Raw genomic sequence first — 26,427 nt, forward strand, 5'->3', positions numbered from 1 at the left:
GGACCCTTGCGCCGATCGGGTGATACCGGACCGGCAGGCGGCGGCCGGTCGGCACGGGTCTCACCGTGCGCGTGTGGCACCCTGGGGCAGTGGACCGGGTGACGCACGATGTACGACGTGATGGCAGGCGGGCCGAGTATCCGCGCCGGACGTCGTCGGCGTACCGCTACCCGTCGAGGGCGTCGTCGGAAGACCGTTACCGGCCTGGCGCCCGCCGTGTGTCGGCCGAGCCGCTGCGCGCGTCCTGGCAGCCGACGGCCGAGCCGGAGGAGAGCGAGGACGAGCGACCGCCCAGACGCTCGGGCCTGCGCAGGCTCACCTCCACCTACGGCTGGCGGGTCTACGCGATTCCGGTGCTCCTGGTGATCACCGCGTTGGTCGTCGTCGACACCACGAGGGGCAACCCCGACGAGTCGGGCACCGCCGTCGGCTCGACGTCCGACAACACGGTCGACACCGGCGGCGCCGGCGCCGAAGGTCCCGTGGCCAGCGAGAATCCGGCGAAGGCCGTGGACCTCAACATCCCCACCGCGAAGCTGCCCGAGGGCGGAGACTTCACAGCCAAGGGCGCGGGCACGTGGCACGTGGTGCCGGGTTCCAGCGATCCGGTGGGCACGAGCGACGAGGTGCTGACCTACACCGTCGAGGTCGAGGACGGCATCGACCCGTCCAGCTACGCGGGCGACGACAGCTTCGCCGACACCGTCGAGGGCACCCTGTCCGATCCGAGGAGCTGGACCGGCAGCGGTGAGATCTCGCTGCAGCGCGTGGACGCGAGCTACCCGAACCCGGACTTCCGCGTGAGCCTCACCACGCCCGACACCGCGCACCGGCCCGACATCTGCGGCGGCTCGATCCCCTTCGAGTCCTCCTGCTACCGGCGTGACGTGCAGGGCGAGGATCGCGTGGTGATCAACCTGGCCCGGTGGGTGCGCGGGGCGCTGGCCTTCAGCTCGGACATGACCGGCTACCGGCAGTACGCCATCAACCACGAGGTGGGGCACGCTCTCGGCAACGGCCACGAGGGCTGCGCGCAGAACGACGCGCTGGCGCCGGTGATGATGCAGCAGACGTTCGGCGTCGCCAACGACTACGTCGCCCAGCTCAACGACACCCCCGGCGGGGACCAGGGCACGGTGCCCGCGGACGGCAAGGTGTGCAAGCCGAACGCGTGGCCGAACCCACAGGTGCAGGGCCGCTGACGAGGCCCGGCCGTCCACGATGTGGACCGGGGGAAGACCTGGATCCCTCTTGCGGTTATAGATTGATGGACCGCGATTCGCGCGAGATGGAGGATCCGATGTCAGGTGCAGAGGGCGGGCCGCGGGAGACGACGCTGCCGCCGCTCGTCGAGCCGGCCGCCGAGCTCACGAAGGACGAGGTCGCGCGGTACAGCCGGCACCTCATCATCCCGGATGTCGGGATGGACGGGCAGAAGCGGCTGAAGAACGCCAAGGTGCTCGTGATCGGCGCCGGAGGTCTCGGCAGCCCCGCGCTGCTGTACCTCGCCGCGGCCGGGGTCGGCACGCTCGGCGTGATCGACTTCGACGTCGTCGACGAGTCGAACCTGCAGCGCCAGGTGATCCACGGGCAGTCCGACGTCGGCAAGCCGAAGGCACAGTCGGCGAAGGAGTCGGTGGCGGAGATCAACCCGTTCGTCAACGTGATCCTGCACCAGGAGCAGCTGACCACGGACAACGCGCTGGACGTGTTCCGCGGCTACGACCTGATCCTGGACGGCACGGACAACTTCGCCACCCGGTACCTGGTGAACGACGCCGCGGTGCTGCTGGGCAAGCCGTACGTGTGGGGCTCGATCTTCCGGTTCGAGGGCCAGGTCAGTGTCTTCTGGGAGGACGCGCCGAACGGCAAGGGCCTCAACTACCGCGACCTCTACCCCGAGCCCCCGCCGCCCGGGATGGTGCCGTCGTGCGCCGAGGGTGGCGTGCTGGGCGTGCTGTGCGCGTCCATCGGCTCGATCATGGTGACCGAGGCGATCAAGCTCATCACGGGCATCGGCGAGCCCCTGCTGGGCAGGCTGATCAGCTACGACGCGCTCGAGATGAAGTACCGCGAGGTGAAGATCCGCAAGGACCCGGACACCCCGAAGATCACGGAGCTGATCGACTACGAGGCGTTCTGCGGTGTCGTGTCGGACGAGGCGCAGGAGGCGGCGTCGGGCAGCACGATCACTCCGGCCGAGCTGAAGGCCAAGTTCGACGCGGGCGAGAACTTCGAGCTGATCGACGTCCGGGAGCCGCACGAGTACGAGATCGTCAACATCAAGGGCGCCAAGCTGATCCCGAAGGACCGGATCCTCTCGGGTGAGGCCCTGGCCGAGCTGCCGCAGGACAAGCCGATCGTGCTGCACTGCAAGTCGGGTGCGCGTTCGGCGGAGGCGCTCGCGGCGCTGCACCGGGCGGGCTTCAAGGACGCCACGCACCTGGGTGGCGGCGTGCTCGCGTGGGCGAAGCAGATCGACCAGAGCCTGCCGACGTACTGATGCGTTCTGGGCCCGTCGCGGCCCGGGTGCCGAGGTACGGCTGACGTACCGAGGTGCCGAGGGCGTCTGGCGGGTCGTTTCCAGGGTGCGGTGAGGGCTCCGTTCGTGTGGTGCGAACGGAGCCCTCACCTTTTTCGTGCCCGTCCGCATCCGGGAGCAAGGGACCTTTGCTCCCGGAAAACGGGAGTAAAGCTCCCTTGCTCCCTTCGGGGCGGGAAACTCGGGTTGCGGGGACGGCGCGGGGTGGCTACCACCCGGGCGGGTGTGGTCGCGGTAACGTCGCACGCTGTGGTCCCCAGCCGTGAGCCGCCGCCTGTGCACGTGTGCACGGCGTTCGGCGTCAGCCACCACGACGCGGAGCGCCTTGCCGGCGAGGGCAACGCGTGGCTCTGCGGCGACGTCGTGCTGAGACAGGTCAGCGACAGAGCCCACGCCGTGTGGCTCGCCCGCACCTTCGCCGCCATCGACAGCCCCGACATTCGCATCGCCCGCCCACTTCAGACCACCGACGGCCGGTGGGTGATCGCGGGCTGGGCCGCCGGCCGCCACGTGCCCGGCACCCCCGAGGACCGCCCCGACGAGGTCGTCCTCACCGCCGTCCGCCTGCACCGCGCCACCGCGCATCTGCCGCGTCCCGACTTCCTTTCCCGCCGCACCGACATCGCCTCCGTCGCCGAGCGCATCGCCTGGGGCGAGCAGGACGCCGAGCTCGACGAGACCAAGGGTGGGCGCTGGTTCGAGGTGCTCGCTCCCGCGCGGCGCCCCGTGAAGCTCCCCGACCAGCTCGTGCACGGCGAGCTGTTCGGCACCGTTCTCTTCGACGGCGACGCCCCGCCCGGAATCGTCGACTTCGTCCCGTACTTCCGCCCCGCCGAATGGGGTGCCGCCATCGCCGCCGTGGACGCGATCGCCTGGGGCGGCGCCGACGGCGAGCTGCTGCGCCGCTGGTCGCACCTGCCGGACTGGCCGCAGCTGCTGCTGCGCGCGGCCCTCTTCCGGCTCGCCTTCAACGCGCTGCACCCACGCTCCACCGCCGCCGCACTCGACGGCCTCCGCATGGCCGCCAGCGAGGTGAGCGACCTTATCTGACCGCAGTGAAGGTGGCCTTCACTGCATCGGGCCCTATCTGGGCGGGCAATGTCGCACGGCCGAAACATTCGGCCATTTCCAAGTAACACGGGCTACCTACCGTCAGGGACTGCCAGCGAGCAGCAGGAGGTGCCCGTTGACGCTGACGGCCGAGCCGACGACTACGACCGCCGTAGCCACCCACTGTCCCTACTGCGCACTCCAGTGCGGCATGACGCTCAGCCGGGAGGCCGACGTCACGCCCCGCCAGTTCCCCACCAACGCGGGCGGGCTGTGCCAGAAAGGCTGGACCTCACCCGCACTGCTGCGTTCCCCCGCGCGCCTGACCACGCCGCTCATCCGCACCGGCGGCGAGCTGCGCCCCGCGAGCTGGGAGGACGCGCTCGACCTCGTCGCGCGCAGGCTCCTGGACCTGCGCGCCGAGCACGGCCCCGACTCGGTCGCCGTCTTCGGCGGTGGCGGGCTCACCAACGAGAAGAGCTACCTGCTCGGCAAGTTCGCCCGAGTGGCGCTCGGCACGTCCCAGATCGACTACAACGGCCGGTTCTGCATGTCGTCGGCCGCGGCGGCGGGGATGAAGGCGTTCGGCCTCGACCGGGGTCTGCCGTTCCCGCTCACCGACCTCGCCGACGCCGACGCGATCGTGCTCGTCGGCGCCAATCCGGCCGAGACCATGCCGCCGTTCGTGCAGCACCTGCGTGGTGCCAACGCCAAGGGCGACCTCGTGGTGGTCGACCCGCGCCGGACGCCCACGGCCGAGCAGGCCAACCTGCACCTAGCACCCGCACCGGGCACCGATCTCGCGCTCGCGCTCGGGATCCTGCACGCCGTGGTGGCCGACGGGCTGCTCGACGAGTCCTATGTGGAGCAGCGCACGAGCGGGTTCGATGCCGTGTGGCGGATCGCCGCCGGGTACTGGCCCGAGCGCGTCGAGCGCATCACCGGGGTCTCCGCCGCCGACCAGCGCCGCGTCGCCGCGCTGCTCGCCCGTTCCCGCAACGCCTACGTGCTCACCGCGAGGGGCGCCGAGCAGCACGCCACCGGCGTCGCCACCGTCAGCGCGTGGATCAACCTCGCGCTCGCGCTGGGCCTGCCCGGTCGACAGGGCTCCGGCTACGGCTGCCTCACCGGCCAGGGCAACGGCCAGGGCGGGCGCGAGCACGGCCAGAAGGCCGACCAGCTGCCCGGCTACCGCAAGATCGCCGACCCCGCGGCGCGCGAGCACGTCGCGTCGGTGTGGGGCGTGCCAGCGGACTCGTTGCCGGGGCCGGGCCGTTCCGCCTTCGAACTGCTGGACGCGCTCGGCACCGAGGGCGGGCCGAGGGCCCTGCTGGTGTTCGGCAGCAACGTCGTGGTCTCCGCTCCGGACTCGGCGCGGGTGGCCCAGCGGCTGTCCGGTTTGGACCTCCTGGTGACCGCGGACCTCGTGCTGTCGGAGACCTCCGAGCTCGCCGACGTGGTGCTCCCCGTGACCCAGTGGGCCGAGGAGGACGGCACCATGACCAATCTCGAGGGCCGCATCCTGTTGCGGCGCAAGGCGATCGACCCGCCCGAGGGTGTGCGGACCGACCTCGACGTGCTCGCCGGGCTCGCCGAGCGGCTCGGCCAGCCGGAAGGCAGGTTTCCCACCGACGCCGAGACGGCCTTCACCGAGCTGCGCGCCGCCTCCGCCGGTGGTCCCGCCGACTACTCCGGCATCAGCTACGACCGGCTGCGAGAGGGCGAGGCGCTGTACTGGCCCGTGCCCGACGAGGCGCACCCCGGCACGCCGCGCATGTTCCTCGACGCCTTCGCCCACGCGGACGGCAGGGCGCGGTTCGAGCCGGTCGAGCACACCGGCCCCGCCGAGCCGCAGGACGCCGACTTCCCCCTGCTCGCCACCACGGGCCGCGTGCTCCAGCACTACCAGTCCGGCGCGCAGACGCGGCTGGTCGCCGAGCTCAACGACACGGTGCCCGAGGTCTACGTCGAGGTGCACCCGGACACCGCCGAGCGCGCCGGACTGGCCCACGGCGACCTCGCGCGCGTCACCTCGCGCAGGGGCGCCACCACGGCCCGGGTCCGCTGTGTGGGCTCGATGCGCCAGGACGTCGTCTTCCTGCCCTTCCACTTCCCCGGAGACCAGCGGGCGAACCTGCTCACCAACCCCGCGCTCGACCCCACCAGCAGGATGCCCGAGTTCAAGGTCTGCGCGGTCCGACTGACCAAAGAGGATGGTGCCGAATGAGCCCGCGCAACGTGGTCGTGCTCGGTTACGGGATGGCAGGGGCGCGCCTGGCCGATGAGATCCGCCGCCGCGACCCGCACGGTGAGCGCGTGCACCTGACCGTGATCGGCGACGAACCGCACCACGCCTACAACCGCGTGCTGCTCTCCGCCGTGGTCGGCGGCACGATGCGGCCGGAGAGCGTCCGCCTGCACGACGAGGAGTGGGCGGCGAGGCATGGCATCGACCTGCGGCTCGACACCGAAGCGCGCGAGATCGACCGCGCGGCAAGGAAAGTCATGCTCGTCGACGGCACGAGCGTCGGGTACGACGCGCTCGTGCTCGCCACCGGCAGCACGCCGTGGCTGCCGCCCGTCGAGGGCCTCACCGATGAGGACGGCGAGCTCGCCGAGGGTGCCGTCGCGTTTCGCTCGCTCGCCGACTGCGAGCGCATTCTGGACGCCGCTCGCGTCGGCGCCCCGGTCGCCGTGCTCGGCGGCGGGCTGCTCGGGCTGGAGGCCGCGAGGGGCCTCGCCGGGCGCGGAAACCACGTCACCGTGGTGCATCCGGCCGGGCACGTCATGGAACGTCAGCTCGACGCGGGCGCGGGCCGCGTGCTCGCGAAGACGCTCGGCGACTTCGGTATCGACTTCCGGCTCGGCCGGTTCGCCGCCAAGTACGTGCCCGGCGACGGCCTGAAACTCGACGACGGCAGCCACGTGCACGCGGACCTAGTGGTGGTGTCGGCCGGGGTGCGCGCGGACACCACGCTCGCCGCCGGGGCCGGCCTCGCCGCCGACCGGGGCGTGCTCGTCGACGACGCGCTGCGCACGAGCGATGGTCGCATCTACGCGATCGGCGACTGCGCCCAGCATCCCGGCACGGTGTCCGGGCTCGTGCAGCCCGCGTGGGAGCAGGCCGATGTGCTCGCCGACCTGCTCACCGGCACCGACACGGCCGCGCGCTACCGCGGCACGTCGGTGGTGACGCGGCTCAAGGCACGCGGCATCGACCTCGCCGCGCTCGGCGAGACCCACGCCGAGACCGGCGACGACGGCGCCGAGGTGCTGTGTCTCGACGATCCCGCGCGCGGCCGCTACGCGAAGCTCGTGCTGCGCGGCGACCGCGTGGCCGGTGCCATCGTGCTGGGCGTTCCCGACGCCGCCGCCACCATCACGCAGCTCTACGACCGCGGGGTGCCCGCGCCGAGCGACCGGCTCGCGCTGCTGCTCGGCCGCGCACTGCCCTCCGGTGCACCGAACGCGGCCAGCCCGGCCGACCTGCCCGCCGCCGCGGTGGTCTGCCGGTGCAACTCGGTGAGCAAGGGCCAGCTCGTGGACGCGTGGCGGGCAGGCGCGTCCAGCGTGGCCGAACTCGCCTCGGCCACCAGGGCCAGCACCGGTTGCGGCAGCTGCAAGGACGCGGTGTGCGGCATCGCCGACTGGCTCGCGAGCACCACATAGACCGGAACCTCACAGCGCAAAGGCACTGCGGTGAGGAGAAGTTTGCAACGACGCGACCACGTGACGCCGGTTCGTGAAACGGGCGCCGCCTAGGTTTTGCGCTCATCACGGCGCCCGCCCGACGAAGAGGAGTGACACCATGTCCGATGCGACGCACACCGGCAAACGGTGGATCCAGCACTGGGATCCCGAGGACACCGAGCTCTGGGAGAACGGCGGCAAGAAGATCGCCACCCGCAACCTCTGGTTCTCGATCTTCGCCGAGCACATCGGGTTCTCCATCTGGACACTGTGGTCGGTGCTGGTGCTCTTCATGGGCCCCGAGTACGGCCTCTCGCCCGCCGACAAGTTCCTGCTCGTGTCAACGCCGTCCCTCGTCGGCGCGATCCTGCGCATCCCCTACACGCTGGCCGTCGCGAAGTTCGGTGGTCGCAACTGGACGATCATCAGCGCGGGAATGCTGCTGGCGCCGACGATCCTCGCCGCGATCGTGATGGAGCCGGGGACGCCACTGTGGGTGTTCATGCTCATCGCGGCGATCGGTGGTGTCGGCGGCGGCAACTTCGCGTCGTCGATGACGAACATCAACTCGTTCTTCCCCGAGCGGCTCAAGGGTGCCGCCCTGGGCCTGAACGCGGGTGGCGGCAACCTCGGTGTCGCCGCGATCCAGATCGTCGGCCTGATCGTGATCAGTACGGCGGGCGCCTCGGCCCCGCAGATCATCTTCTACATCTACCTTCCGCTGATCGTCGTCGCGATGACGGGCGCCGCCCTGTTCATGGACAACATCGCCGACGTCAAGAAGGAAGGCAACGCGATGCGCGAGGTGCTGACGGACAAGCACTCGTACGTCATGTCCTTCCTCTACATCGGCACCTTCGGCTCGTTCATCGGCTACAGCTTCGCGTTCGGTCTCGTGCTGCAGAACCAGTTCGACCGCTCGCCGCTGCAGGCCGCGCAGGTGACGTTCATCGGCGCGCTGCTGGGCTCGGTGATCCGCCCGGTCGGCGGCTGGCTCGCCGACAAGCTGGGCGGCGCGAAGGTGACGCTCTGGACGTTCCTCGGCATGGCGGTGGGTACCGTGCTGTGCATCGTGGCGTCCAATGCGGACTCGCTGCCGCTGTTCATGACCGGCTTCATCGGCCTGTTCGTGTTCTCCGGCATCGGCAACGGCTCGACGTACAAGATGATCCCGGCGATCTTCCGCACGAAGGCGCTCGCGGCCGTCGCCGAGGGCGAGTCCAAGGAGACGGCGATGCCGAGGGCCCGCAGGCTCTCCGGCGCGCTCATCGGCATCGCCGGTGCGGTCGGCGCGCTCGGCGGCCTGTTCATCAACCTCGCCTTCCGCTCGGCGTTCACGAGCACCGGCAGCGGCGTGCCGGCGTTCGTGGCCTTCCTGGTGTTCTACGGGCTGTGCTTCGCGACCACGTGGGCCGTGTACCTGCGCGGGCCCATCGTGCGCACCGCCGAGGAGAAGAAGGCGGCGCTCGCGGGCGCCGGTATCTGACCTTTTCGCCCCATGCACGGGTTCTGACCTGCGAAGGGAGTTTTTGGTAACAGCGCCGCAACGTCTCGGAAGCGCGGGGGATACGCGCACTGGCGAGCATTGAGGGCAGTTCTACGGAGGTTGGTCTATGAGTCGAACGTTGGTTGTCGTCGGGCACGGAATGGTGGCTCACCGGCTGGTGGAAGCCGTCCGTTCCGACGACGTCGACGGGACGTGGCGGATCGTCGTCATCGGGGAGGAGGCCCGCCCCGCCTACGACCGGGTCGCCCTCACATCCTATGTGGACACCTGGGACCCCGAGGACCTGGCGCTGCCCGGCTCCACCTACGCCGGTGACGGCAACGTCGAACTGCGTCTCGGCGACCCGGTGGTCGCGGTGGACCGCGAGGCGAAGCGGGTCACCACCGCGAGCGGGCGCGTGCAGCCCTACGACGCGCTGGTGCTCGCCACCGGGTCCCGTCCCTTCGTGCCGCCGGTGCCGGGGCACGACCTGCCCGGCTGCTTCGTCTACCGCACCATCGAGGACCTCGACGACATCCGGGACGCCGTCGAGCGGGCACGGCACGGCCGGGGCAGGCCCGCCGCCGCGGTGGTCGGCGGCGGCCTGCTCGGGCTTGAGGCGGCGAAGGCCCTGCGCGACATGGGCCTCTCGCCGCACGTCGTCGAGATGGCGCCCCGGCTCATGCCGCTACAGGTCGACGAGGGCGGCGGCAGCCTCCTGCGTAGACTCATCACCGACCTCGACGTGACCGTGCACACCGGCACATCGACCGACGCGATCGAGGCCGACCGTGGCAGGCTCGTCGCCAAGCTCGGCAACGGCACCGAACTCGACATCGATCTGCTGGTGTTCTCCGCCGGTGTCCGCCCGCGCGACGACCTGGCCCGCGACTGCGGCCTCGACGTCGGCGAGCGCGGCGGCGTGCTCGTGGACGCCACGTGCCGCACGAGCGACCCCGACGTCTTCGCGATCGGCGAGTGCGCGGCACTGGAGGGTCGTGTGTACGGCCTGGTCGCGCCCGGCTACTCGATGGCCGAGGTCGCCGCGGCGACACTGCTCGGCAAGGAGGCGTCGTTCCCCGGAGCCGACACCTCCACCAAGCTCAAGCTGATGGGCGTCGACGTCGCGAGCTTCGGCGACGCACACGCCGTGACCGAGGGCGCGCTGGAGGTGGTGTTCAACGACGCCGTCAGCGGCTCCTACAAGAAGCTCGTGGTGTCCGACGACGCAGGCACGCTGCTCGGCGGCGTGCTCGTCGGCGACGCGAGCGAGTACAACCTGCTGCGCCCGCTGGTCGGCAACACGCTGCCTACGGAGCCCGCCGCGCTGATCGCCCCCGCCGGCGGCGGCGACGCGGCGGTGGGGGTCGACGCGCTGCCCGACGAGGCGCAGATCTGCTCGTGCAACGCGGTCACCAAGGGCGCGATCGTCCACGCCGTCACCGAGGAGGGTTGCGACAGCGTCCCGAAGATCAAGGCGTGCACCCGTGCGGGAACCTCCTGCGGCTCGTGCGTGCCGATGCTGGGCAAGCTGCTCAACGCGTGCGGCGTCGAGCAGTCCAAGGCCGTGTGTGAGCACTTCCCGCAGTCGCGCGCCGAGCTGTTCGAGATCATCCGCGCCACGCGCGTCACCACGTTCTCCGAGCTGATCACCAAGCACGGCAAGGGCAAGGGCTGTGCGATCTGCAAGCCCGCGGTCGCCTCGATCCTCGCCACGCTCGGTAACGGGCACATCCTCGGTGGCGAGCAGGCCACGCTGCAGGACACCAACGACAAGTTCCTCGCCAACATGCAGCGCAACGGCACCTACTCGGTGGTGCCGCGAATCCCGGGCGGCGAGATCACGCCCGACAAGCTCATCGTGATCGGCGAGGTCGCCAAGGAGTTCGGGCTCTACACCAAGATCACCGGTGGGCAGCGGATCGACCTGTTCGGCGCGACCGTGGACCAGCTGCCGCTGATCTGGCGCAAGCTCGTCGACGCCGGGTTCGAGTCGGGGCACGCGTACGGCAAGGCGCTGCGCACCGTCAAGTCGTGCGTGGGCACCACGTGGTGCCGCTACGGCCAGCAGGACAGCGTCGGCCTCGCGGTGGAGCTGGAGCTGCGGTACCGGGGCCTGCGCTCGCCGCACAAGCTCAAGTCCGCCGTCTCCGGCTGCGCCCGTGAGTGTGCCGAGGCCAGGAGCAAGGACTTCGGCATCATCGCCACCGAACAGGGCTGGAACCTCTACGTCGGCGGCAACGGCGGGGCCATCCCGAGGCACGCCGATCTACTCGTGTCCGATGTGGACACCGAAACCCTGATCAAGATCATCGACCGGTTCCTGATGTTCTACGTGCGCACGGCCGACCGGCTGCAGCGCACGGCGCCGTGGGTGGAGGAGATGGAGGGCGGCCTCGACCACCTGCGCGCGGTGATCGTCGACGACAGCCTCGGCATCTGCGCCGAGCTGGAGGAGGCGATGGCCGAGCACGTCGCGGGCTACCGCGACGAGTGGAAGGGCGTGCTGGAGGACCCGGAGAAGCTCGCGCGGTTCACGTCCTTCGTCAACGCGCCCGGCACGCCCGACCCGACGATCTCCTTCCGTACCGAACGTGAGCAGAAGGTGCCCGTGATGCTGGGCGTCCCGGAGGTGGTGAGCCGATGACCGCGATGGCCGAGCAGACCTGGGTCGCCGTGTGCCGGACCGATGCCGTGCCGCGGGCCTACGGGGTGGCCGCACTGCTCGAGAACGGTGAGCAGGTGGCGATCTTCCGGACCGAGGACGACGAGTTCTACGGACTGTCCAACCTGGACCCGTTCAGCGGGGCGGCCGTGTTGTCGCGAGGGATCATCGGCGACACGGGCGGGGTTCCCGTGGTGGCCTCGCCGATCTACAAGCAGCAGTTCGAGCTGCGCACGGGCCGGTGTCTCGACGACGACACCGTCTGCGTCGCCACGTATCCCGTGCGCGTGATCGACGGTGTCGTGCACGTGGGCTCACCGTGACCGACGTGATGCCGCTGGCCGGGTTCGCGATCGGCATCACCGCCGCGAGGCGCGCCGACGAGCTCGGTGCGCTGCTGGTGCGCAAGGGCGCCACCGTGCGCTACGGTCCGGCGATCCGGATCGTGCCGCTGGCCGACGACACCGAGCTGCACGCGGCGACCAGGCTGCTTCTCGACAAGCCCGTCGACGCCGTGGTGGCGACCACCGGCATCGGCTTCCGCGGCTGGATCGAGGCCGCGGAGGGCTGGGGCGTCGGCGAGGCCCTGCTCGACCGGCTCGCCTCCACGAACGTGCTGACGCGCGGCCCGAAAGCGAAGGGCGCGGTGCGGGCCGCGGGGCTCTCGGAGGTGTACTCGCCGGCGTCGGAAAGCAACGCGGAGCTGCTGCAGCACCTGCTCGACTCCGGTGTGGACGGTCAGCGGATAGCGGTGCAGCTACATGGCGAGCCGCTGCCGTACTTCGTGGACTCGCTGCGTTCGGCGGGCGCCGAGGTGGTGGAGATCCCCGTGTACCGCTGGGTCGGGCCCACCGATCCGGGGCCGCTCGACCGGCTCATCGACGCCGTGCTGGACGGTTCGGTCGACGCGCTGCCGTTCACCAGCGCGCCCGCCGCGGCGAGCATGCTCGCGATGGCGAAACGGACCGGGCGGCAGGCCGCGCTCGTCGACGCGCTCACGCGCCGGGTGCTGGTGGCGTGCGTCGGGCCGATCACCGCGGGTCCCCTCGCGGCGCTGGGCATCCCGACCGTGCAGCCGCAGCGGGCGCGGATCGGTGCGCTCGCGCGCACGCTCGCGGAGGCGCTGATCGCCCGCTCGCCCCGGCTGTGCGCCGCGGGCAGGCAGATCGAGCTACGCGGGCAGGCCGCCGTCGTCGACGGGCAGTTGTGCGAGGTGGCGCCCGCGCCGATGGCGGTACTGCGGGCACTGGCGCGGCAGCCGGGCCGGGTCGTGTCCCGGCGCGAGCTGACGGCCGCGCTGCCCAGCGGGGGAGAGGAGCACGCGGTGGAGACCGCGATCGGCAGGCTGCGCACGTCGCTCGGGGAGGGCAGGCTCGTGCAGACGGTCGTCAAGCGCGGTTACCGGCTCGCCGTCGTCGCCGAGGGGGAGTCCGCGTGATCGTGCTCGTCGCGCACGGCACCCGCGACCCGGCTGGGCCGAAGGTGACCGAGGAACTGGCCGCGCGCGTGCGCTCGCGCGGGGTCGAGGTGAAGATCGCCTACGCCGACGTCCGGCAGCCCGACGTGACGACCGTGCTCGACTCGGTGCGTGGCCCCGCAGTGGTGGTACCCGCGTTCCTCGCCGCCGGCTACCACGTGCGCGTCGACATCCCCGCGCAGGTCGCGGCCAGCCGCAACCGCGACGTCGTGGTGGCGGAGGCGTTCGGCCCCGCGCCGGAGCTGCTCGACGCGCTGACGGAACGCCTGCGGCAGGCGGGAAGGCGGCCCGGCGACGCGGTGGTGCTCGCCGCGGCGGGCTCCAGCGACCAACGGGCACTCCGCGACGTCGCCACGGCGGCACACGCCCTCGCCGGACGGCTGCGGACCCCGGTGCGCGTCGGCTACGCGGCGACGACGAGTCCCTCCGTGGCCGAGGTGGTCGCGGCGGCTCGCGGCGAGGGCAGGCGGGTCGCGGTGGCGTCGTGGCTGCTGGCGCCGGGCCTGTTCCAGCGCAGGGTGACCGATGCGGCCGCCGACGTCACCGCCGAGCCCCTTGGCGCCCACCCCGCCATCGCCGACCTGGTACTCCGCCGCTACCGAGAAGCCCTCCGCGCCGCTCGAGCCGCGTAGCCCATCTGCCCCCAAGGCCACCTTTGTTGCGTTCAACGCAACAAAGGTGGCCTTGGGGGCACGTAGTTCAGGTCCAGGTGATGCGCGGGGTGGGGTAGGCGCGAGCGGCGGCCACGCGTTCGGCTTCCGTTTCCGCTTCGGTGCGCTGGGCCTTCGTCAACGGCCACAGTTCGGTGAGCGTGAACTCCAGGCGCTTGCCCGCCGACTTCGTCCGCCAGAAGCCCGCGATCTCCCCGTCGGCGAGCAGCGCGCCGGGGTTGCCGAGGATCTTCCACAGCTCCTTCTGGTGCGCCTTGTCCGGCACCAGGGTCGCGCGGTCACGGGCCTGGAGCAGCGGATCCCACGGCGGCAGCAGGCGCACCACACCCGGCTCCGGCGGGCTCTCGAGCTCCGCCAGGTGCGCGGCGGGCAGGTACGCCGTGCGCCCGGCCACCCTCACCTCCGCCAGGCCGGACGGCCACAGGCGCTCGGCGACCGTCTTGCGCGTGGTGCCCACGAACCCCGCGGCGTCGCCTGCCGTCGCCGGGCCGTGCAGGCGCAGGTAGGTCTCCACGACGCGCGTCGCGCCCGCGACATCGGCCTTCGCCGGAATGCGCGGCCGCTTCGCCAGCGGAGCGAGCGTGGCCGGGCTCGTGCCCGGTTCCAGCCGTAGCCCCGCGAGCGGTGTCGCCAACCGCATCAGCTGTTCGTGGATGTGCGTGGCCTGGCAGCCTCGGCACCAGCGGCTGAACCCCTCGGGGATGCGCTTGGTGACCTCCGTGCTCGCCGAGCCCTTCGTCATCGGCCGGTCGACCACGTCGCGCAGCGCCTTCGCCGCCGTCAGCAGCACGTCCTTGGCGGGCATCCCGGCGGCCGTCACCTCCTTGCGCTGCCACAGCATCCGCGCCTCGGCGTCCGCGTCGTCCAGGGGTACGAGCGCCGGGATCAGGGCGCGGAACTCCTCGGAGCGGTGGTAGTGCGGGGCCCCGCGGTGGGTCCAGCCCAGCGTGAACCGCGCGTCGTCGAGCAGTGCCTCCGCCCCGGCCGGCAGGCGGGCCACGAGCGCGAGCACGGCCGTGTCGCGCTTCGTGACGTCCTGCACCCCGAGGTCGAACACCGCGAGCTCCCCCGCGTCGCGCACGTCGCGGTGCAGGCCGTGCGCGGCGATCCGGTACGCGAGGACCTGCCTGCGGTCGACCTCCAGCATCGCCTCTCCTCAGCCGAGCGTGTAGTCGAAGGTGTAGTCGACGGTCTCCGAGTCGCCGCTCGCCGTGCCCGTGCCGGAGAGCCCGGCGAGCTCGCCGGTACCCGAACCGGGCACCACGGACCAGACATCGGAGATGCCGTCCGCTCCGTAACGTACGTCGTGCCGGACGAGGAAGCTGCCCTTGCGGCCCGCGACGCTGCCCTCGATCCGCTCGTAGCCCGGCGCGGCCTGCCCGTTGCCGTCGTCGTGGCCGGGCGTGGCGTAGTAGAGCAGGTAGTCGCAGCTCGACGTGCCCTCGATGATCCCGGTGTAGACGAACGTCGCGTGGGCGTGCGCATAGCGGGGACCGTCCTCAGGGCCGCTCACGACCTGCTCGTCCCAGCTCTGCATCGTGAAGGTGTTCTCGTTCATGGGCCCACTCTCACACCGATAACTGTCACCTTCTGTCAGGTTTTCGGGAGACACTGACGGCATGCGCGCGAGCAGGTTGTTGTCGGTGCTGCTGCTGTTGCAGAACCGGGGCCGGATGACGGCCGACGAGCTGGCGAGCGAGCTGGAGGTCTCGGTACGCACGGTGTACCGCGACATCGAGGCGCTCGCCGAGGCCGGTGTGCCCGTGTACGCCGACCGCGGCCGCTCCGGCGGCTACCAGCTCGTCGGCGGTTACCGGACCCGGTTGACCGGGCTGAGCGAGGAGGAGGCCAGGTCGCTGGCGCTGGCCGGGCTGCCGGTCGCCGCGGCGGAGCTGGGCCTCGGCACGGTGCTGGCGGCCGCGCAGCTCAAGCTCTACGCCGCGCTTCCCGAGGAGCTGCGCACGCGCGCGGGCCAGGTCGCCGAGCGCTTCTACCTCGACGTTCCCGGCTGGCATCGCGGCATCGAGCGGCTCGACCGGCTCGAGGAGGTCGCCGACGCCGTGTGGCGCTCGCGGCGGTTGAAGGTGCGGTACCGGCGCTGGGACGACAGCGCGGTCGAGCGGGTCCTCGAACCGCTCGGGCTCGTGCTCAAGGCCGGCAACTGGTACCTCGCGGCCCGGTGTGACGGCAGCGAACGGACCTACCGCGTCTCCCGCATCGACGAGCTGGCCGACGACGGCGCGTTCGTCCGGCCCGACCGCTTCGACCTCGCCGAGTACTGGCGGCAGTGGTCGGAGCAGTTCGAGCGCAGAATGTTTCCCAGAGTTGCCCTGGTGCGGCTTTCGCCGCTCGGGCGCGACCTCGTACCGTTCTACCTGGGAGCCGTCGGCGCGCGGGCGTTGCGCGAGAGCGGCGGCGAGCCGGACGAGGACGGATGGTCGCGCGTGGAGCTGCCGGTCGAACCGGGTGCGCCCGCCCTCGGCGAGCTGCTGCACTTCGGTCCCGAGCTGGAGGTGCTCGAGCCCGCCGACCTCCGGGAACAGGTGGCCGAGGCCGTGGCGAGGATGGGTGCGCTCTATGGGTGAGCTGGGCGGCGTGACCATCGGCATCACCGCGGAGCGGCGTGCGGAGGAGTTCATCGGCGCGCTGGAGCGCAACGGCGCGACCGTGTGGCACGCGCCGACGATCAGCATCGTCCCGCTCTCCGGTGACGAGCGACTGCGGGCGGCGACGGAAGCGGTGATGGCCGAGGACGTCGACGTCGCGGCGGTGACGACGGGCGCCGGGTTCCGCGGCTGGTTCGCCGCGGCGGAGGAGTGGGGGCTCGCCGAGCGGCTGCACGGCACGCTGTCGCGCGCGAAGGTCTACGTGCGCGGCCCCAAGGCGAAGGGCGCCGTGCGCGGGCGGGGACTCACCGAGCAGTGGTCGGCGCCCGGCGAGAGCAACCGCGAACTGTTCGAGCACGTGCTGGCCCAGGGCGTGCGCGGCAGGCGGGCGGCAGTACAGCTGCATGGTCAGCCGTTGCCGGAGTTCACCGACGCGCTGCGCGAGGCGGGCGCGGAAGTGATCGAGCTGCAGCCGTACCGTTGGCAGTGGCCCGCCGATCTGACGCCCGCGTACCGACTGATCGACGGCGTGCTGGCGGGGGAGGTCGACGCGCTGGCGTTCACGAGCGCGCCCGCGACGGCGAACCTGCTCACGCTGGCGCGCGAACGGGGCGTGCACGACGAGTTCGTGGCCAGGCTCGGCAAGGACGTCGTGTGTGCCTGTGTCGGCCCGGTGACGGCCGCGCCGCTGACCGCTCTCGACGTGCCGACGCTGCAACCCGACCGCCAGCGCCTTGGCGCCCTGGTCAAGCTCCTGGTGGCCGAACTGGCCCGCTAACTAACCCGCGAGTCGTGCGTTCCAGCCCGCGAGTCGTGCGTTCCCGACAGCGAGTCGTGCGTTCCCGACAGCGAGTTGTGCGTTCCCGACAGCCGGCGGCGGCCTACTCCTCCTCGGGAGCCACGCCGGAGTCGGTCTGCCGCAGGCTCTCGCGGCCGGTGTCCTCCTCGCTGCGGCCGATCCGCCAGTACCCCGTGAACGTGATGGCCCGCTTGTCGACACCCCGTTCGCGCACGAGGTGCCGTCGCGCGAACTTGACCATGCCCGCCTCGCCGGAGAGCCACGCGTACGGCCGCCCGGCGGGCAACGTCGCTCCCCGCACGGCGTCGAGCACGGGCTCACCGTGCGGGGAGCCGTTGCGGGTGACCCAGTTGATCTCCACGTCGGCGTCGGTCGCGAAGTCCTGCCGGTCGCTCGGGTCGCCGACCTCGATGAACACCCGCGCCGCCGCCCCCGACGGCAGCGCCTCGACGATCGCGCCGATCGCGGGCACCGCCGTCTCGTCACCGACGAGCAGCTGCCACGACGTGCCCTCCGGCACCGAGTAGAGCCCGTGCGGACCCAGCAGTGCGACCTGGCCGCCGACCGTCGCCCGCTCCGCCCATGCCGACGCCGGACCGCTGTCGCCGTGCAGCACGAAGTCGATGTCGATCTCCCGCGCCTCGGGCCGGTGCGCCCGCACCGTGTAGGTCCGCATCGGCGGGCGGACGCCGTCGGGCATCGCGAGGTAGGTGCGGTACCACGAGGTGACGTCCGAGGACACGGGCGGCGGCAGCTGCGGCCGGTCCTCGCCGGGCAGCGGGAAGAAGACCTTGACGTACTGGTCCGGCGCCACGCTGACGAAGCCGTCCAGTTCGCCGGTGAAGGTGATCCGGGCCATGTGCGGGGTGAGCCGCCGGATCGCGGTCACCTGGAGCGAGCGGTAGGTCAGCTGAGGCGCGGCCGTCGTCATTAGGCAAGGCTAACCTACGGCTGACGCCAGCGGTACCTCTTGAGATCGATTCGCTGTCCGTCGGCGAGCACACCCTCCGCGCGCAGCAGCTCCAGCTGCCGGTGCACCAGGTGCGGCGCGGGGGTTCCGTTCGCGCGCAGGACCCGGTGCCACGGGAGATCGTGCCCGTCCTCGGAGAGGATGCGGCCCACCAGCCGCGGGGTGTTCGCGCCCGCCGCCGCGGCGACATCGCCGTAGGTCGACACCGAGCCCGGCGGGATGGCCGCGACGACCTCGCGCACGCGCTCGTGCAGCTCCTCGTCCATAGCGCACACTCTAGGCAGATTCCCTGGTCATCGGTCACGTGCCGTGGCGCTGTGCGGTTTCGTCGGCCCGGCGTGGTTCCATCTGATCGTGAGCAGGAGTGGACTGAACGCGAGGCTCGTGCGCTCGCCGGCTCAGCCTCCCCGGCCACACGTGTGGGAGGGCGGAGCCGCCGGGCTCCTCGAGGCACCCTCGGGATTCCGGAGGGTGCTCGGCGGCCCCGGCACGGGCAAGACCACGCTGCTCGCCACGGTCGCCGCCGAACGGGTCAGCCAGGGCGCCGATCCGGAGAGCCTGCTGGTGCTCACGGCGTCACGCCGCGCGGCCGACGCCGTCCGCGCCGACATCACCCGCAGGCTCACCGCCGACCCCGGTCACAGCGGCCGCACTATCCGCGAGCCGCTCGTGCGCACGGTGCACTCCTACGCCTTCGCGGTGCTGCGCCTGCAGGCCGGGCTCCAGGACCTGCCCGCGCCGCGCCTGCTCTCCGGGCCCGAGCAGGACGTCGTGGTGCGCGAGCTGCTCGCCGGTGACCTCGAACGCGGCGCCGACTACTGGCCCGAGACTTTGCGCCCCGCCCTGCTCGTGCCCGGCTTCGCCGAGGAACTGCGGGACCTCCTGCTGCGCGCGGCCGAACGAGGCCTCGGCCCCGAGGACCTGGTCAAGCTCGGCCGCCAGCAGCAGCGCGAGGCGTGGGTCGCGGCCGGGACCTTCTGGCGGCAGTACGAGGAGGTCACGCTCCTGCTCGGCTCGGGAGGCAACGCGCTCGGCCAGCCGGGCGCGCCCGCGCTGGATGCCGCCGAGCTGGTGGCGAGTGCGCTCGTGGAGCTGGAGGGAGACCCCGGCCTGCTGGCCCGTGAGCAGCGGCGCATCCGGCACCTGTTCGTGGACGACGCCCAGCACCTCGACCCGCTGCAGTTCCGGCTCGTGCGGCTGCTGGGCGGGGCGGCCGACGACTTCGTGGTGGCCGGGGATCCCGACCAGTCCGTGTTTTCCTTCCGTGGCGCCGATCCGCGCCTGCTCGCCGCGCTCGACGACGATGGTGATCGCACCATCACGCTCGCCCGCAGCCACCGGATGACCGAGGAGGTGCACGCCGCCGTCTCGCGCGTGGCCGCGAACCTGCCGGGCGTGCGCCGCCTCGTGGAGCCCGCGAGTGACGACGAGGGCGTGGTGCGCACCAAGCTGCTGCCGACGCCCGCCGCGGAGGCGAGCTGGGTGGCCGACCAGCTGCGGCGAGCGCACCTGATCGACGAGATCCCGTGGTCGGAGATGGCCGTGCTCGTCCGCTCGCCGTCGCGCTCGTTCCCCGTGCTGCAGCGTGCGCTGGGAGCCGCGGGCGTGCCGATCGCCTCGGCCACCGAGGAGCTGCCGCTCGCCCGCCAGCCGGGGGTGCGCCCGCTGCTGGCGGTGCTGCGCCTGGCCACGGAGCCCGACGCGCTCGACGTCGACCTCGCCGAGATGCTGCTTTCCTCGCCGCTCGGCGGTGCCGATCCGCTCGCGCTGCGCCGCCTGCGCCGGGGTCTGCGCAGGCTGGAGCTCGCCGCCGGTGGCGAGCGCTCCAGCGACGAGCTGCTGGTGGAGGCGTTGCGGGACAACGACATCCTCGCCGGGCTGGCCGATGCCGAGGCCGCGCCGGTGCGCCGTGTCGGCGGCCTGCTCGCCACCGCGCGCGACTGCGTGCGCAGGGGGCTCGGCGTCGAGGACGTGCTGTGGCAGGTCTGGCAGGCCAGCAAGCTGGAGGGCAGGCTGCTGCGGCAGATCGCGCGCGGTGGCTCGCTCGCCGCGCAGGCCGACCGCGACCTCGACGCCGTGGTGGCCCTGTTCCACGCCGCCGGTCGCTATGTCGACAGGCTGCCCAAGGCGAGCGTGGCCGGGTTCGCCGAGTACCTGACCTCCCAGCACATCGCGGGCGACAGCCTGGCGCCGACGGCCGCGCGCGGCAAGGGCGTCTCCCTGCTGACGGCCCACGGTGCCGCCGGTCGCGAGTGGACGGTCGTCGCCGTCGCCGGCGCTCAGGAGGGTAGCTGGCCGGACCTGCGGCTGCGGGGCACGCTGCTGGGTGTGGAGCGGCTCGTCGACCTGCTGTCCGGTGTGGACGGTGAGCACCTTTCGGCTACGGCGCCGCTGCTGGCGGAGGAGCGCAGGCTGTTCTACGTCGCCGCGAGCAGGGCGAGTCGCGTGCTGCTGGTCAGCGCCGTGCAGGGGGAGGACGAGCAGCCGTCGCGGTTCGTCGACGAGCTGATGGACTCCGGCGGCGACGACCCTGGCCCCGACGTCCGCCGCTACACGCGGGAGCGCTCGCTCGTGCTCTCCGAGCTGGTCGGTGAGTTGCGATCGGTCGCCTGCGACTCCGGCGCCGAGCCGCGCAGGCGGGAGGTCGCCGTCCGCCAGCTCGCGAGGCTCGCCCGCGCCGGGGTGCCCGGGGCGCACCCCGACCAGTGGTACGGCCTGCCCGGTCCGAGCACGGACGAGCCGCTGCGGCCGGCCGACGCGCTCATCCGCATCTCGCCATCCACTGTGGACGTGCTGTCGAAATGCCCGCTGCGCTGGCTGCTCGAACGCCACGGCGGCAGCGATCCGGCGCAGCTGGCCGCCGTCACCGGCACGCTCGTGCACGCGCTCGCGCAGGCCGCGGCGAGCGGCGCCGACGCCGAGCAACTCAAGGCGGAACTGGACTCGGCGTGGGCGAAGGTCGACGCTGGCGCGCCGTGGTTCTCCCGGCGGGAACGCCGCCGCGTGGAGCAGATGGTGCAGAACTTCCTCGCCTGGCTTCGCAACAGCCGGGGGGAGCTGACCCAGCTCGCGGTGGAGCAGGAGATGGAGGTGGAGCTGCCCGCGGAGGACGGCGAGCCCCGCGTGAAACTTCTGGGCCGCGTCGACCGGCTGGAGGTCGACAACCAGGGCAGGCCCGTGATCATCGACGTCAAGACCAGCAAGACGCCGGTGAGCGCCGCCGACGCGGAGAAGCACCCGCAGCTCGCGGCCTACCAGCTCGCGCTGCTGCTCGGCGCGTTCGCCGAGCACGGTGGCACCACCGGCGGCGCGAAACTCGTCTACGTCGCCAAGGCGCACAACAAGACCGGCTCCTCCCAGCGTTCGCAGCCGCCGCTCGACGAGGACGGCGGCAAGCAGTGGCTCGAGCTGGTCCGGCAGGCCGCCGCGGCCACGGCCGGCCCCGAGTACGCGGCGCAGGAGAACGCGGACTGCGACCGCTGCCCCGGCCGTTCGTCGTGCCCGCTGCGGCCGGAGGGCAGGCAGGTGACCGGGCCGTGAGCGACCTCGTCGATCCCGCCGAGATCGCCCACGCACTCGGCCTGCATCCGCCCACGCCCGAGCAGGCCGCCGTGATCGCGTCGCCCGCCGAGCCCGCGCTCGTGGTGGCGGGCGCCGGTGCGGGCAAGACGGAGACGATGGCCGCGCGCGTCGTGTGGCTCGTCGCCAACGGACTCGTGACGCCGGAACGCGTGCTGGGCCTGACGTTCACGCGCAAGGCCGCTCGTCAGCTCGCCGACCGCGTGCGGGCCCGGCTACGCCGCCTCGCGGGCTCCGGCCTGCTCGACCGGATCGACCCCGGCGGCGAGCGGCGGATGGCGGTCATGACCGGCGAGCCCACCGTGCTCACCTACCACGCCTACGCCGGGCGGCTGCTGGGTGAACACGGGCTGCGGCTGCCCGTGCAGCCCGGCGTGCGGATGCTGTCGGAGACGGCGTCGTGGCAGCTCGCGCACCGCGTGGTGTCCACATGGGACAAGGATTTGGACACCGACCGCGTGCCCCCGTCGGTCACCGCGCAGCTGCTCGGCCTCGCTGGGGAACTGGGCGAGCACCTGGTCGATCCCGAGAAGCTGCGGGCCTACACGGCGTGGTTCTGCCGCATCGTGGAGAACGCGCCGAGGGCGAAGGGACAGCGGGAGGCGTTGCCCGTGGCACTCAACGACATTCTCGTCGCCCAGCGGTTCCGGCTCGACCTGCTGCCGCTGATCGAGGCGTACGAGCAGCGCAAACGCGCCGACGGCGCGCTCGACTTCGCCGACCAGATGTCACTTGCGGCCACGCTCGCCGAGTCGCAGCCCGAGGTCGTCGCGGGCGAGCGTGACCGCTACGGCGCCGTGCTGCTCGACGAGTACCAGGACACCGGGCACGCCCAGCGTGTGCTGCTGCGCTCGCTCTTCGGCGGGACGGAGCCGATGCCGGTGACGGCCGTCGGCGACCCCGCGCAGGCGATCTACGGCTGGCGCGGGGCGAGCGCGGCCAATCTGCCCCGCTTCACCACGGACTTTCCCCGGCGCGGCAAGGAAGGCCTGCTGCCCGCGCGCGAGTACGGGATGCTCACGAGCTTCCGCAACCCGCCCGAGGTGCTCACGCTCGCCAACGCCGTGGCCGAACCGTTGCGCGCGCAGGGCCTCGGCGTGCAGCGGCTGCGGGCCCGCGACGGTGCCGGCCCCGCCGACGTGCGGTGCGCGCTACTGCCCGACGTGCGGGCCGAGCGCGACTGGCTCGCCGACGAGCTGGCCGCGGTGTGGTTCGCCGAACGCGACGAGACGGGCACCCCGCCCACGGCCGCCGTACTCGTGCGCAGGCGGGCCGACATGGCCCCGGTCGCCGCGGCCCTGCGGGCGCGGGGACTGCCCGTGGAGGTCGTCGGCCTCGGCGGACTGCTCGACGAGCCAGAGGTGGCCGACCTCGTCGCCACGTTGCGGGTGCTCGCCGAGCCGCTGTCGGGCACGGCCGCGGCCCGGCTGCTCACCGGAGCGCGCTGGCGGCTCGCCGCGGCCGACCTCGGCGCGCTGTGGCGGCGGGCGGGGGAGCTGTCGGCCGACGCCGACGTGCTCGTGGCCGAGCGCGCCGAACAGGCCGGCCTCGTGGACGCGATCGACGACCCCGGCGACCCGGCCCGCTACTCCGAGGAGGGCTACGCCCGGATCCGCAGGCTCAGCAGGGAACTGTGGGCGCTGCGGCGCAGGCTCGACCAGCCGCTGCCGGAGCTGGTGGCCGACGTCGAGCGCACGATGCTGCTCGACGTCGAGGCGCTCGCGAGGCCGGGCAGCGCGGGGCGCGCGCACCTGGACGCCTTCGCCGACGTGGTCACCGAATACGCCGAGCACGCGCCCACCGGCACCCTCCTGTCCTTTGTGGACTACCTCGCGACGGCGGAGCACGCCGAGGACGGCCTGCCGCCTGGCGAGGTCGAGGTGGTGGCCGACCGCGTGCAGGTGCTCACCGCGCACTCCGCGAAGGGCCTGGAATGGCGGGTCGTGGCCGTGCCGCACCTGGTGCAGGACACCTTCCCCGGCAAACGGCGCTCGTCGTCGTGGCTGCGGACCGTGCCGGAGCTGCCCGCCGCGCTGCGCGGCGACGCACAGGACCTGCCCGAGCTGCGGCTGCACGGCGACGAGAACCGCAAGGAGGTGCTCGACGCCTGCGCCGACCACGAGGAACGGTTCGCCGCGCGGCACGCCGAGGAGGAGCGGCGGCTCTGCTACGTGGCGCTGACCAGGGCCGAGCACTGCCTGCTCGCCTCGGGGCACTGGTGGAACGAGAGCAGCGCGCGGCCGAAGGGGCCCTCGGAGTTCCTCACCGAGATCGCCGACGTGCTGCGGGAAGAGGAGGGCGTCGGCACGGTCGCCCACTGGGCGGAGCCGCCCGGCGAGGACGAGGACAACCCGCTGGTCACCGCGTCGCGCTCGGCGAGCTGGCCGGTGGATCCGCTGGGCGAGCGGCGCGCGGCCGTGCGCGAGGGCGCCGACCTGGTGCTCGCGGCGCTGGACGAGCTCGACCTGCCCATCGCGGACGACGATCCGGACGGGTGGATCGCCGACACCGACGTGCTGCTGGCGGAGCGCGAGCGCGCCTCGGGCGACGGTGACCAGGTGACCCTGCCGGGCCAGCTCTCGGTGAGCCAGCTGGTGGAACTCGCCGGGGAGCCCGAGGCGCTCGCCCGAAGGCTGCGCAGGCCGCTGCCGTTCCCGCCCAACGCCTTCGCTCGCAGGGGCACCGCGTTCCACGGCTGGCTGGAGCGGCGGTTCGCCGGGGAACGCCTGCTGGAGCTGGAGGACCTGCCCGGCGCCGCCGACTTCGGCGAGGCGAGCGACGCCGAGCTGGAGGCGTTGCAGGAGGCGTTCGAGCGCAGCGCGTGGGCACACCGCACACCCCACGAGGTGGAGGTGCCGTTTTCCACCGACATCGACGGGGTCACCGTGCGCGGCCGGATGGACGCCGTGTTCGCCGACGACGACGGCGGCTGGACCGTCGTCGACTGGAAGACCGGCGCCGTGCCCGAGGACGGCAAGCTGCCGGCCCTGTCGGTGCAGCTCGCGGCGTACCGGCTGGCGTGGGCGGGCCTGTCGGGCGCCCCGCTGGAGAAGGTGCGGGCGGCCTTCCACTACGTGCGCCCCGACCGGACGGTGCGGCCGGTGGATCTGCTCGACGCGGACGGGTTGCGGGAGCTACTGCGCGGGGTCCCGGGAAGCGGTTAAGGTTCGCGCGTGATCAAGCGCTTCATCCGGATGCCGCTGACCGACCAGCCCGGTCACGCGCTCGTCGGCGTCATCCGGATGCCGGAGACGAAGGTCAGTCCGCTGCGTTCGATCGGGCGGCGCATCATCGGGGCCTTGCTGTTCCTGTTCGCGGCCGTGCTGATCGTGTACATCGGGCGCGACGGCTACCGCGACGCCAACGAAGACGGGCTGTCGTTCCTGGACTGCTTCTACTACGCGACCGTCTCGCTGTCGACCACCGGGTACGGTGACATCACGCCGGAGACGGACCTGGCCCGGCTGATCAACATCGTGGTGATCACCCCGCTGCGGGTGATGTTCCTGATCGTGCTGGTCGGTACCACACTGGAGGTGCTGACCGAGCGTTCCCGGCAGGCGCTGAGGATCCAGAAGTGGAGGAACAGGGTGCGGGACCATGTGGTGGTCGTGGGCTTCGGCACCAAGGGCCGTTCGGCGGTCAACTCCCTGCTCGCCGAGGAAGGCGCCGAACCGAGCCAGATCGTGGTGGTGGACACCGACCAGCAGGCGCTCGACGCGGCCAGCGCGCTCGGGCTCATCACCGTGCACGGGTCGGCGACCCGCTCCGACGTGCTCCGGGTGGCCGGTGCGCAGCGGGCGCGCGCGATCGTGATCGCCCCGAACCGCGACGACACGGCCGTGCTCGTGACGCTCACGGCGCGGGAGCTCGCCCCGAAGGCCAGCATCCTGGCGTCGGTGCGGGAGGCGGAGAACGTTCACCTGCTGAAGCAGTCCGGCGCCGACCAGGTGGTGGTGTCGAGCGAGACGGCGGGCAGGCTGCTGGGCATCGCCACGCGCACGCCGCTCGTGGTCGACATGGTCGAGGACCTGCTCACCCCCGAGACGGGGCTGGCGATCGCGGAGCGGCCGGTGGAGCCGTCGGAGGAGGGCGGCTCGCCGCGGCATCTGCCGGACATCGTGCTCGGCGTGGTGCGGGACGGGAACCTCTACCGCGTGGACGCGCCCGAGGTCGACGCCATCGAGCCGGGCGACCGGCTGCTGTACGTCCGCAAGGTCACACCCGCGAAGGACGCGGCGCGCTGAGGTGCCCGGTCGTGTGATGTTGGGAGCACGTCGTTTTCTGTGCTTCGTCGTGATGATCTGGAACGATTGACGCCGTGTGGCAGCGAGCGAATGGATCCGGGCGGCCGATGCCGCCGCTGACGTGGAAGGTCCTCGGCGTCTCCGCCGCCACCGGCATCCTCATCGTCCTCGCGGCCTGGTGGGCGGGCCCCTCGCTGTTCGGCTCCGCCGAGGCCGCCGAGACGCGCACCGTCGAGGCCACCGTCACGCTGCCCGCCGACTGCACCAGGCCGAACGCCGAGGAGACCGTGCGTTTCGAGCTGGACGGCACCACCCGCAACGGCACCCTCAGCGGCTGCGGGCACGACCAGGACGAGCGGATCGAGATCTCGGTGCCCCACGCGGCGGCCGAGGGGCTGATCGACGTGCAGCTCGCCAACGCCGCGGTGGGCAGCAGTGACCTGCGGCGCCCCGTCGGGCTCGCGCTGCTGGTGCTGAGCTGCGCGGGCGGCGGCACCTACGCGTTCCTCCTCGCCCGAGGCCCCCGCCGCACCGCCGCGATCCTCTGACGCGGGCGAGAGCGGGAGCCCCTTCCGCCCGCTTTGCCCCTTCTGCCCGACCGCAGTGAAGGCCACCTTCACTGCGTTCAACGCAGTGAAGGTGGCC

At 72.3% G+C, this 26,427-nt stretch carries 20 protein-coding genes; 16 read left to right on the top strand and 4 right to left on the bottom strand.

What is annotated here, in order from left to right; translation table 11 throughout:
- Positions 1-89 precede the first annotated feature (89 nt).
- The 10 genes from BA062_RS06690 to BA062_RS06735 all read left to right on the top strand — a co-directional run bounded on the left by BA062_RS06690 (position 90) and on the right by BA062_RS06735 (position 13,542).
- Positions 90-1,202 carry a DUF3152 domain-containing protein gene (locus BA062_RS06690; protein ID WP_110335181.1) on the top strand — a complete coding sequence of 371 codons (1,113 nt, stop codon included), beginning with the start codon at positions 90-92 and terminating at the stop codon, positions 1,200-1,202.
- A 98-nt stretch (positions 1,203-1,300) separates the two neighbouring features.
- The gene (moeZ, locus tag BA062_RS06695; RefSeq protein ID WP_110335275.1) at positions 1,301-2,503 is read left to right on the top strand and encodes an adenylyltransferase/sulfurtransferase MoeZ; all 1,203 of its coding nucleotides are present in this window, start codon (positions 1,301-1,303) and stop codon (positions 2,501-2,503) included.
- Between the two features lie 288 nt (positions 2,504-2,791).
- Complete coding sequence (locus tag BA062_RS06700; RefSeq protein ID WP_110335182.1) at positions 2,792-3,592, top strand: TIGR02569 family protein; 801 nt, start codon at positions 2,792-2,794, stop codon at positions 3,590-3,592.
- Between the two features lie 136 nt (positions 3,593-3,728).
- Positions 3,729-5,819 carry a molybdopterin oxidoreductase family protein gene (locus BA062_RS06705; RefSeq protein WP_110335183.1) on the top strand — a complete coding sequence of 697 codons (2,091 nt, stop codon included), beginning with the start codon at positions 3,729-3,731 and terminating at the stop codon, positions 5,817-5,819.
- Complete coding sequence (locus BA062_RS06710) at positions 5,816-7,261, top strand: FAD-dependent oxidoreductase (RefSeq protein WP_110335184.1); 1,446 nt, start codon at positions 5,816-5,818, stop codon at positions 7,259-7,261. The genes BA062_RS06705 and BA062_RS06710 overlap by 4 nt, the downstream gene beginning before the upstream one ends.
- A 139-nt stretch (positions 7,262-7,400) precedes the next feature.
- Positions 7,401-8,768, top strand: a complete 1,368-nt coding sequence (locus tag BA062_RS06715; RefSeq protein ID WP_110335185.1) for a nitrate/nitrite transporter — start codon at positions 7,401-7,403, stop codon at positions 8,766-8,768.
- Between the two features lie 127 nt (positions 8,769-8,895).
- Positions 8,896-11,415 carry a nitrite reductase large subunit NirB gene (nirB, locus tag BA062_RS06720; RefSeq protein ID WP_110335186.1) on the top strand — a complete coding sequence of 840 codons (2,520 nt, stop codon included), beginning with the start codon at positions 8,896-8,898 and terminating at the stop codon, positions 11,413-11,415.
- Entirely contained in the window at positions 11,412-11,756 is a 345-nt protein-coding gene (nirD, locus tag BA062_RS06725) for a nitrite reductase small subunit NirD (protein WP_110335187.1), read from the top strand. The genes nirB and nirD overlap by 4 nt, the downstream gene beginning before the upstream one ends.
- Entirely contained in the window at positions 11,753-12,871 is a 1,119-nt protein-coding gene (locus BA062_RS06730) for a uroporphyrinogen-III synthase (protein WP_110335188.1), read from the top strand. The genes nirD and BA062_RS06730 overlap by 4 nt, the downstream gene beginning before the upstream one ends.
- Positions 12,868-13,542: a sirohydrochlorin chelatase gene (locus BA062_RS06735; RefSeq protein WP_110335189.1), complete on the top strand. Its 675-nt coding sequence runs from the start codon at positions 12,868-12,870 to the stop codon at positions 13,540-13,542. The genes BA062_RS06730 and BA062_RS06735 overlap by 4 nt, the downstream gene beginning before the upstream one ends.
- Before the next feature lie 67 nt (positions 13,543-13,609).
- Here BA062_RS06735 and BA062_RS06740 read toward each other — a convergent pair whose 3' ends face one another.
- Together BA062_RS06740 and BA062_RS06745 are read right to left on the bottom strand one after the other, a co-directional pair.
- Positions 13,610-14,728, bottom strand: a complete 1,119-nt coding sequence (locus tag BA062_RS06740) for a winged helix DNA-binding domain-containing protein (protein WP_110335190.1) — start codon at positions 14,726-14,728, stop codon at positions 13,610-13,612.
- A 9-nt stretch (positions 14,729-14,737) separates the two neighbouring features.
- A complete protein-coding gene (locus BA062_RS06745) occupies positions 14,738-15,139 on the bottom strand; it encodes a DUF3224 domain-containing protein (RefSeq protein ID WP_110335191.1) in 402 nt (133 codons plus the stop codon).
- Positions 15,140-15,200: 61 nt separating this feature from the next.
- Between BA062_RS06745 and BA062_RS06750 the strand changes: the two genes are divergently transcribed.
- The gene (locus tag BA062_RS06750) at positions 15,201-16,166 is read left to right on the top strand and encodes a helix-turn-helix transcriptional regulator (protein ID WP_110335192.1); all 966 of its coding nucleotides are present in this window, start codon (positions 15,201-15,203) and stop codon (positions 16,164-16,166) included.
- Positions 16,159-16,965 carry a uroporphyrinogen-III synthase gene (locus BA062_RS06755; protein ID WP_110335193.1) on the top strand — a complete coding sequence of 269 codons (807 nt, stop codon included), beginning with the start codon at positions 16,159-16,161 and terminating at the stop codon, positions 16,963-16,965. Before BA062_RS06750 ends, BA062_RS06755 begins: the two co-directional genes overlap by 8 nt.
- Before the next feature lie 103 nt (positions 16,966-17,068).
- Here the strand turns inward: BA062_RS06755 and BA062_RS06760 are convergent, their stop codons facing one another.
- Together BA062_RS06760 and BA062_RS06765 are read right to left on the bottom strand one after the other, a co-directional pair.
- Positions 17,069-17,917, bottom strand: a complete 849-nt coding sequence (locus BA062_RS06760) for a siderophore-interacting protein (RefSeq protein WP_110335194.1) — start codon at positions 17,915-17,917, stop codon at positions 17,069-17,071.
- A gap of 14 nt (positions 17,918-17,931) precedes the next feature.
- Positions 17,932-18,222 (bottom strand): MGMT family protein, encoded by a 291-nt coding sequence (locus BA062_RS06765; RefSeq protein ID WP_110335195.1) that lies wholly within the window; start codon positions 18,220-18,222, stop codon positions 17,932-17,934.
- 88 nt (positions 18,223-18,310) lie between these two features.
- Here BA062_RS06765 and BA062_RS06770 point away from each other — a divergent pair, with 88 nt between their 5' ends.
- From BA062_RS06770 to BA062_RS06785, 4 genes are all read left to right on the top strand, one after another.
- Positions 18,311-21,496: an ATP-dependent helicase gene (locus BA062_RS06770; protein ID WP_245959702.1), complete on the top strand. Its 3,186-nt coding sequence runs from the start codon at positions 18,311-18,313 to the stop codon at positions 21,494-21,496.
- A complete protein-coding gene (locus tag BA062_RS06775) occupies positions 21,493-24,699 on the top strand; it encodes an ATP-dependent helicase (RefSeq protein ID WP_110335197.1) in 3,207 nt (1,068 codons plus the stop codon). The genes BA062_RS06770 and BA062_RS06775 overlap by 4 nt, the downstream gene beginning before the upstream one ends.
- Before the next feature lie 30 nt (positions 24,700-24,729).
- On the top strand, positions 24,730-25,782 hold the full coding sequence (locus BA062_RS06780; RefSeq protein WP_110335276.1) for a potassium channel family protein: 1,053 nt from the start codon (positions 24,730-24,732) through the stop codon (positions 25,780-25,782).
- Positions 25,783-25,889: 107 nt separating this feature from the next.
- Positions 25,890-26,330: a hypothetical protein gene (locus tag BA062_RS06785; protein WP_110335198.1), complete on the top strand. Its 441-nt coding sequence runs from the start codon at positions 25,890-25,892 to the stop codon at positions 26,328-26,330.
- Positions 26,331-26,427: the final 97 nt, after the last annotated feature.

It is taken from the genome of Prauserella flavalba (assembly GCF_003202235.1).
GTDB lineage: Bacteria > Actinomycetota > Actinomycetes > Mycobacteriales > Pseudonocardiaceae > Prauserella_A > Prauserella_A flavalba.

Bases quoted from the DNA above. Each gene is read 5' to 3' on its own strand.
- BA062_RS06785 (WP_110335198.1), top strand. From the start codon at position 25,890: ATGCCGCCGCTGACGTGGAAGGTCCTCGGCGTCTCCGCCGCCACCGGC.
- BA062_RS06740 (WP_110335190.1), bottom strand. From the start codon at position 14,728: ATGCTGGAGGTCGACCGCAGGCAGGTCCTCGCGTACCGGATCGCCGCG.
- BA062_RS06765 (WP_110335195.1), bottom strand. From the start codon at position 18,222: ATGGACGAGGAGCTGCACGAGCGCGTGCGCGAGGTCGTCGCGGCCATC.
- BA062_RS06745 (WP_110335191.1), bottom strand. From the start codon at position 15,139: ATGAACGAGAACACCTTCACGATGCAGAGCTGGGACGAGCAGGTCGTG.
- nirD (WP_110335187.1), top strand. From the start codon at position 11,412: ATGACCGCGATGGCCGAGCAGACCTGGGTCGCCGTGTGCCGGACCGAT.
- nirB (WP_110335186.1), top strand. From the start codon at position 8,896: ATGAGTCGAACGTTGGTTGTCGTCGGGCACGGAATGGTGGCTCACCGG.
- BA062_RS06755 (WP_110335193.1), top strand. From the start codon at position 16,159: ATGGGTGAGCTGGGCGGCGTGACCATCGGCATCACCGCGGAGCGGCGT.
- moeZ (WP_110335275.1), top strand. From the start codon at position 1,301: ATGTCAGGTGCAGAGGGCGGGCCGCGGGAGACGACGCTGCCGCCGCTC.
- BA062_RS06710 (WP_110335184.1), top strand. From the start codon at position 5,816: ATGAGCCCGCGCAACGTGGTCGTGCTCGGTTACGGGATGGCAGGGGCG.
- BA062_RS06750 (WP_110335192.1), top strand. From the start codon at position 15,201: ATGCGCGCGAGCAGGTTGTTGTCGGTGCTGCTGCTGTTGCAGAACCGG.
- BA062_RS06760 (WP_110335194.1), bottom strand. From the start codon at position 17,917: ATGACGACGGCCGCGCCTCAGCTGACCTACCGCTCGCTCCAGGTGACC.
- BA062_RS06780 (WP_110335276.1), top strand. From the start codon at position 24,730: ATGCCGCTGACCGACCAGCCCGGTCACGCGCTCGTCGGCGTCATCCGG.
- BA062_RS06715 (WP_110335185.1), top strand. From the start codon at position 7,401: ATGTCCGATGCGACGCACACCGGCAAACGGTGGATCCAGCACTGGGAT.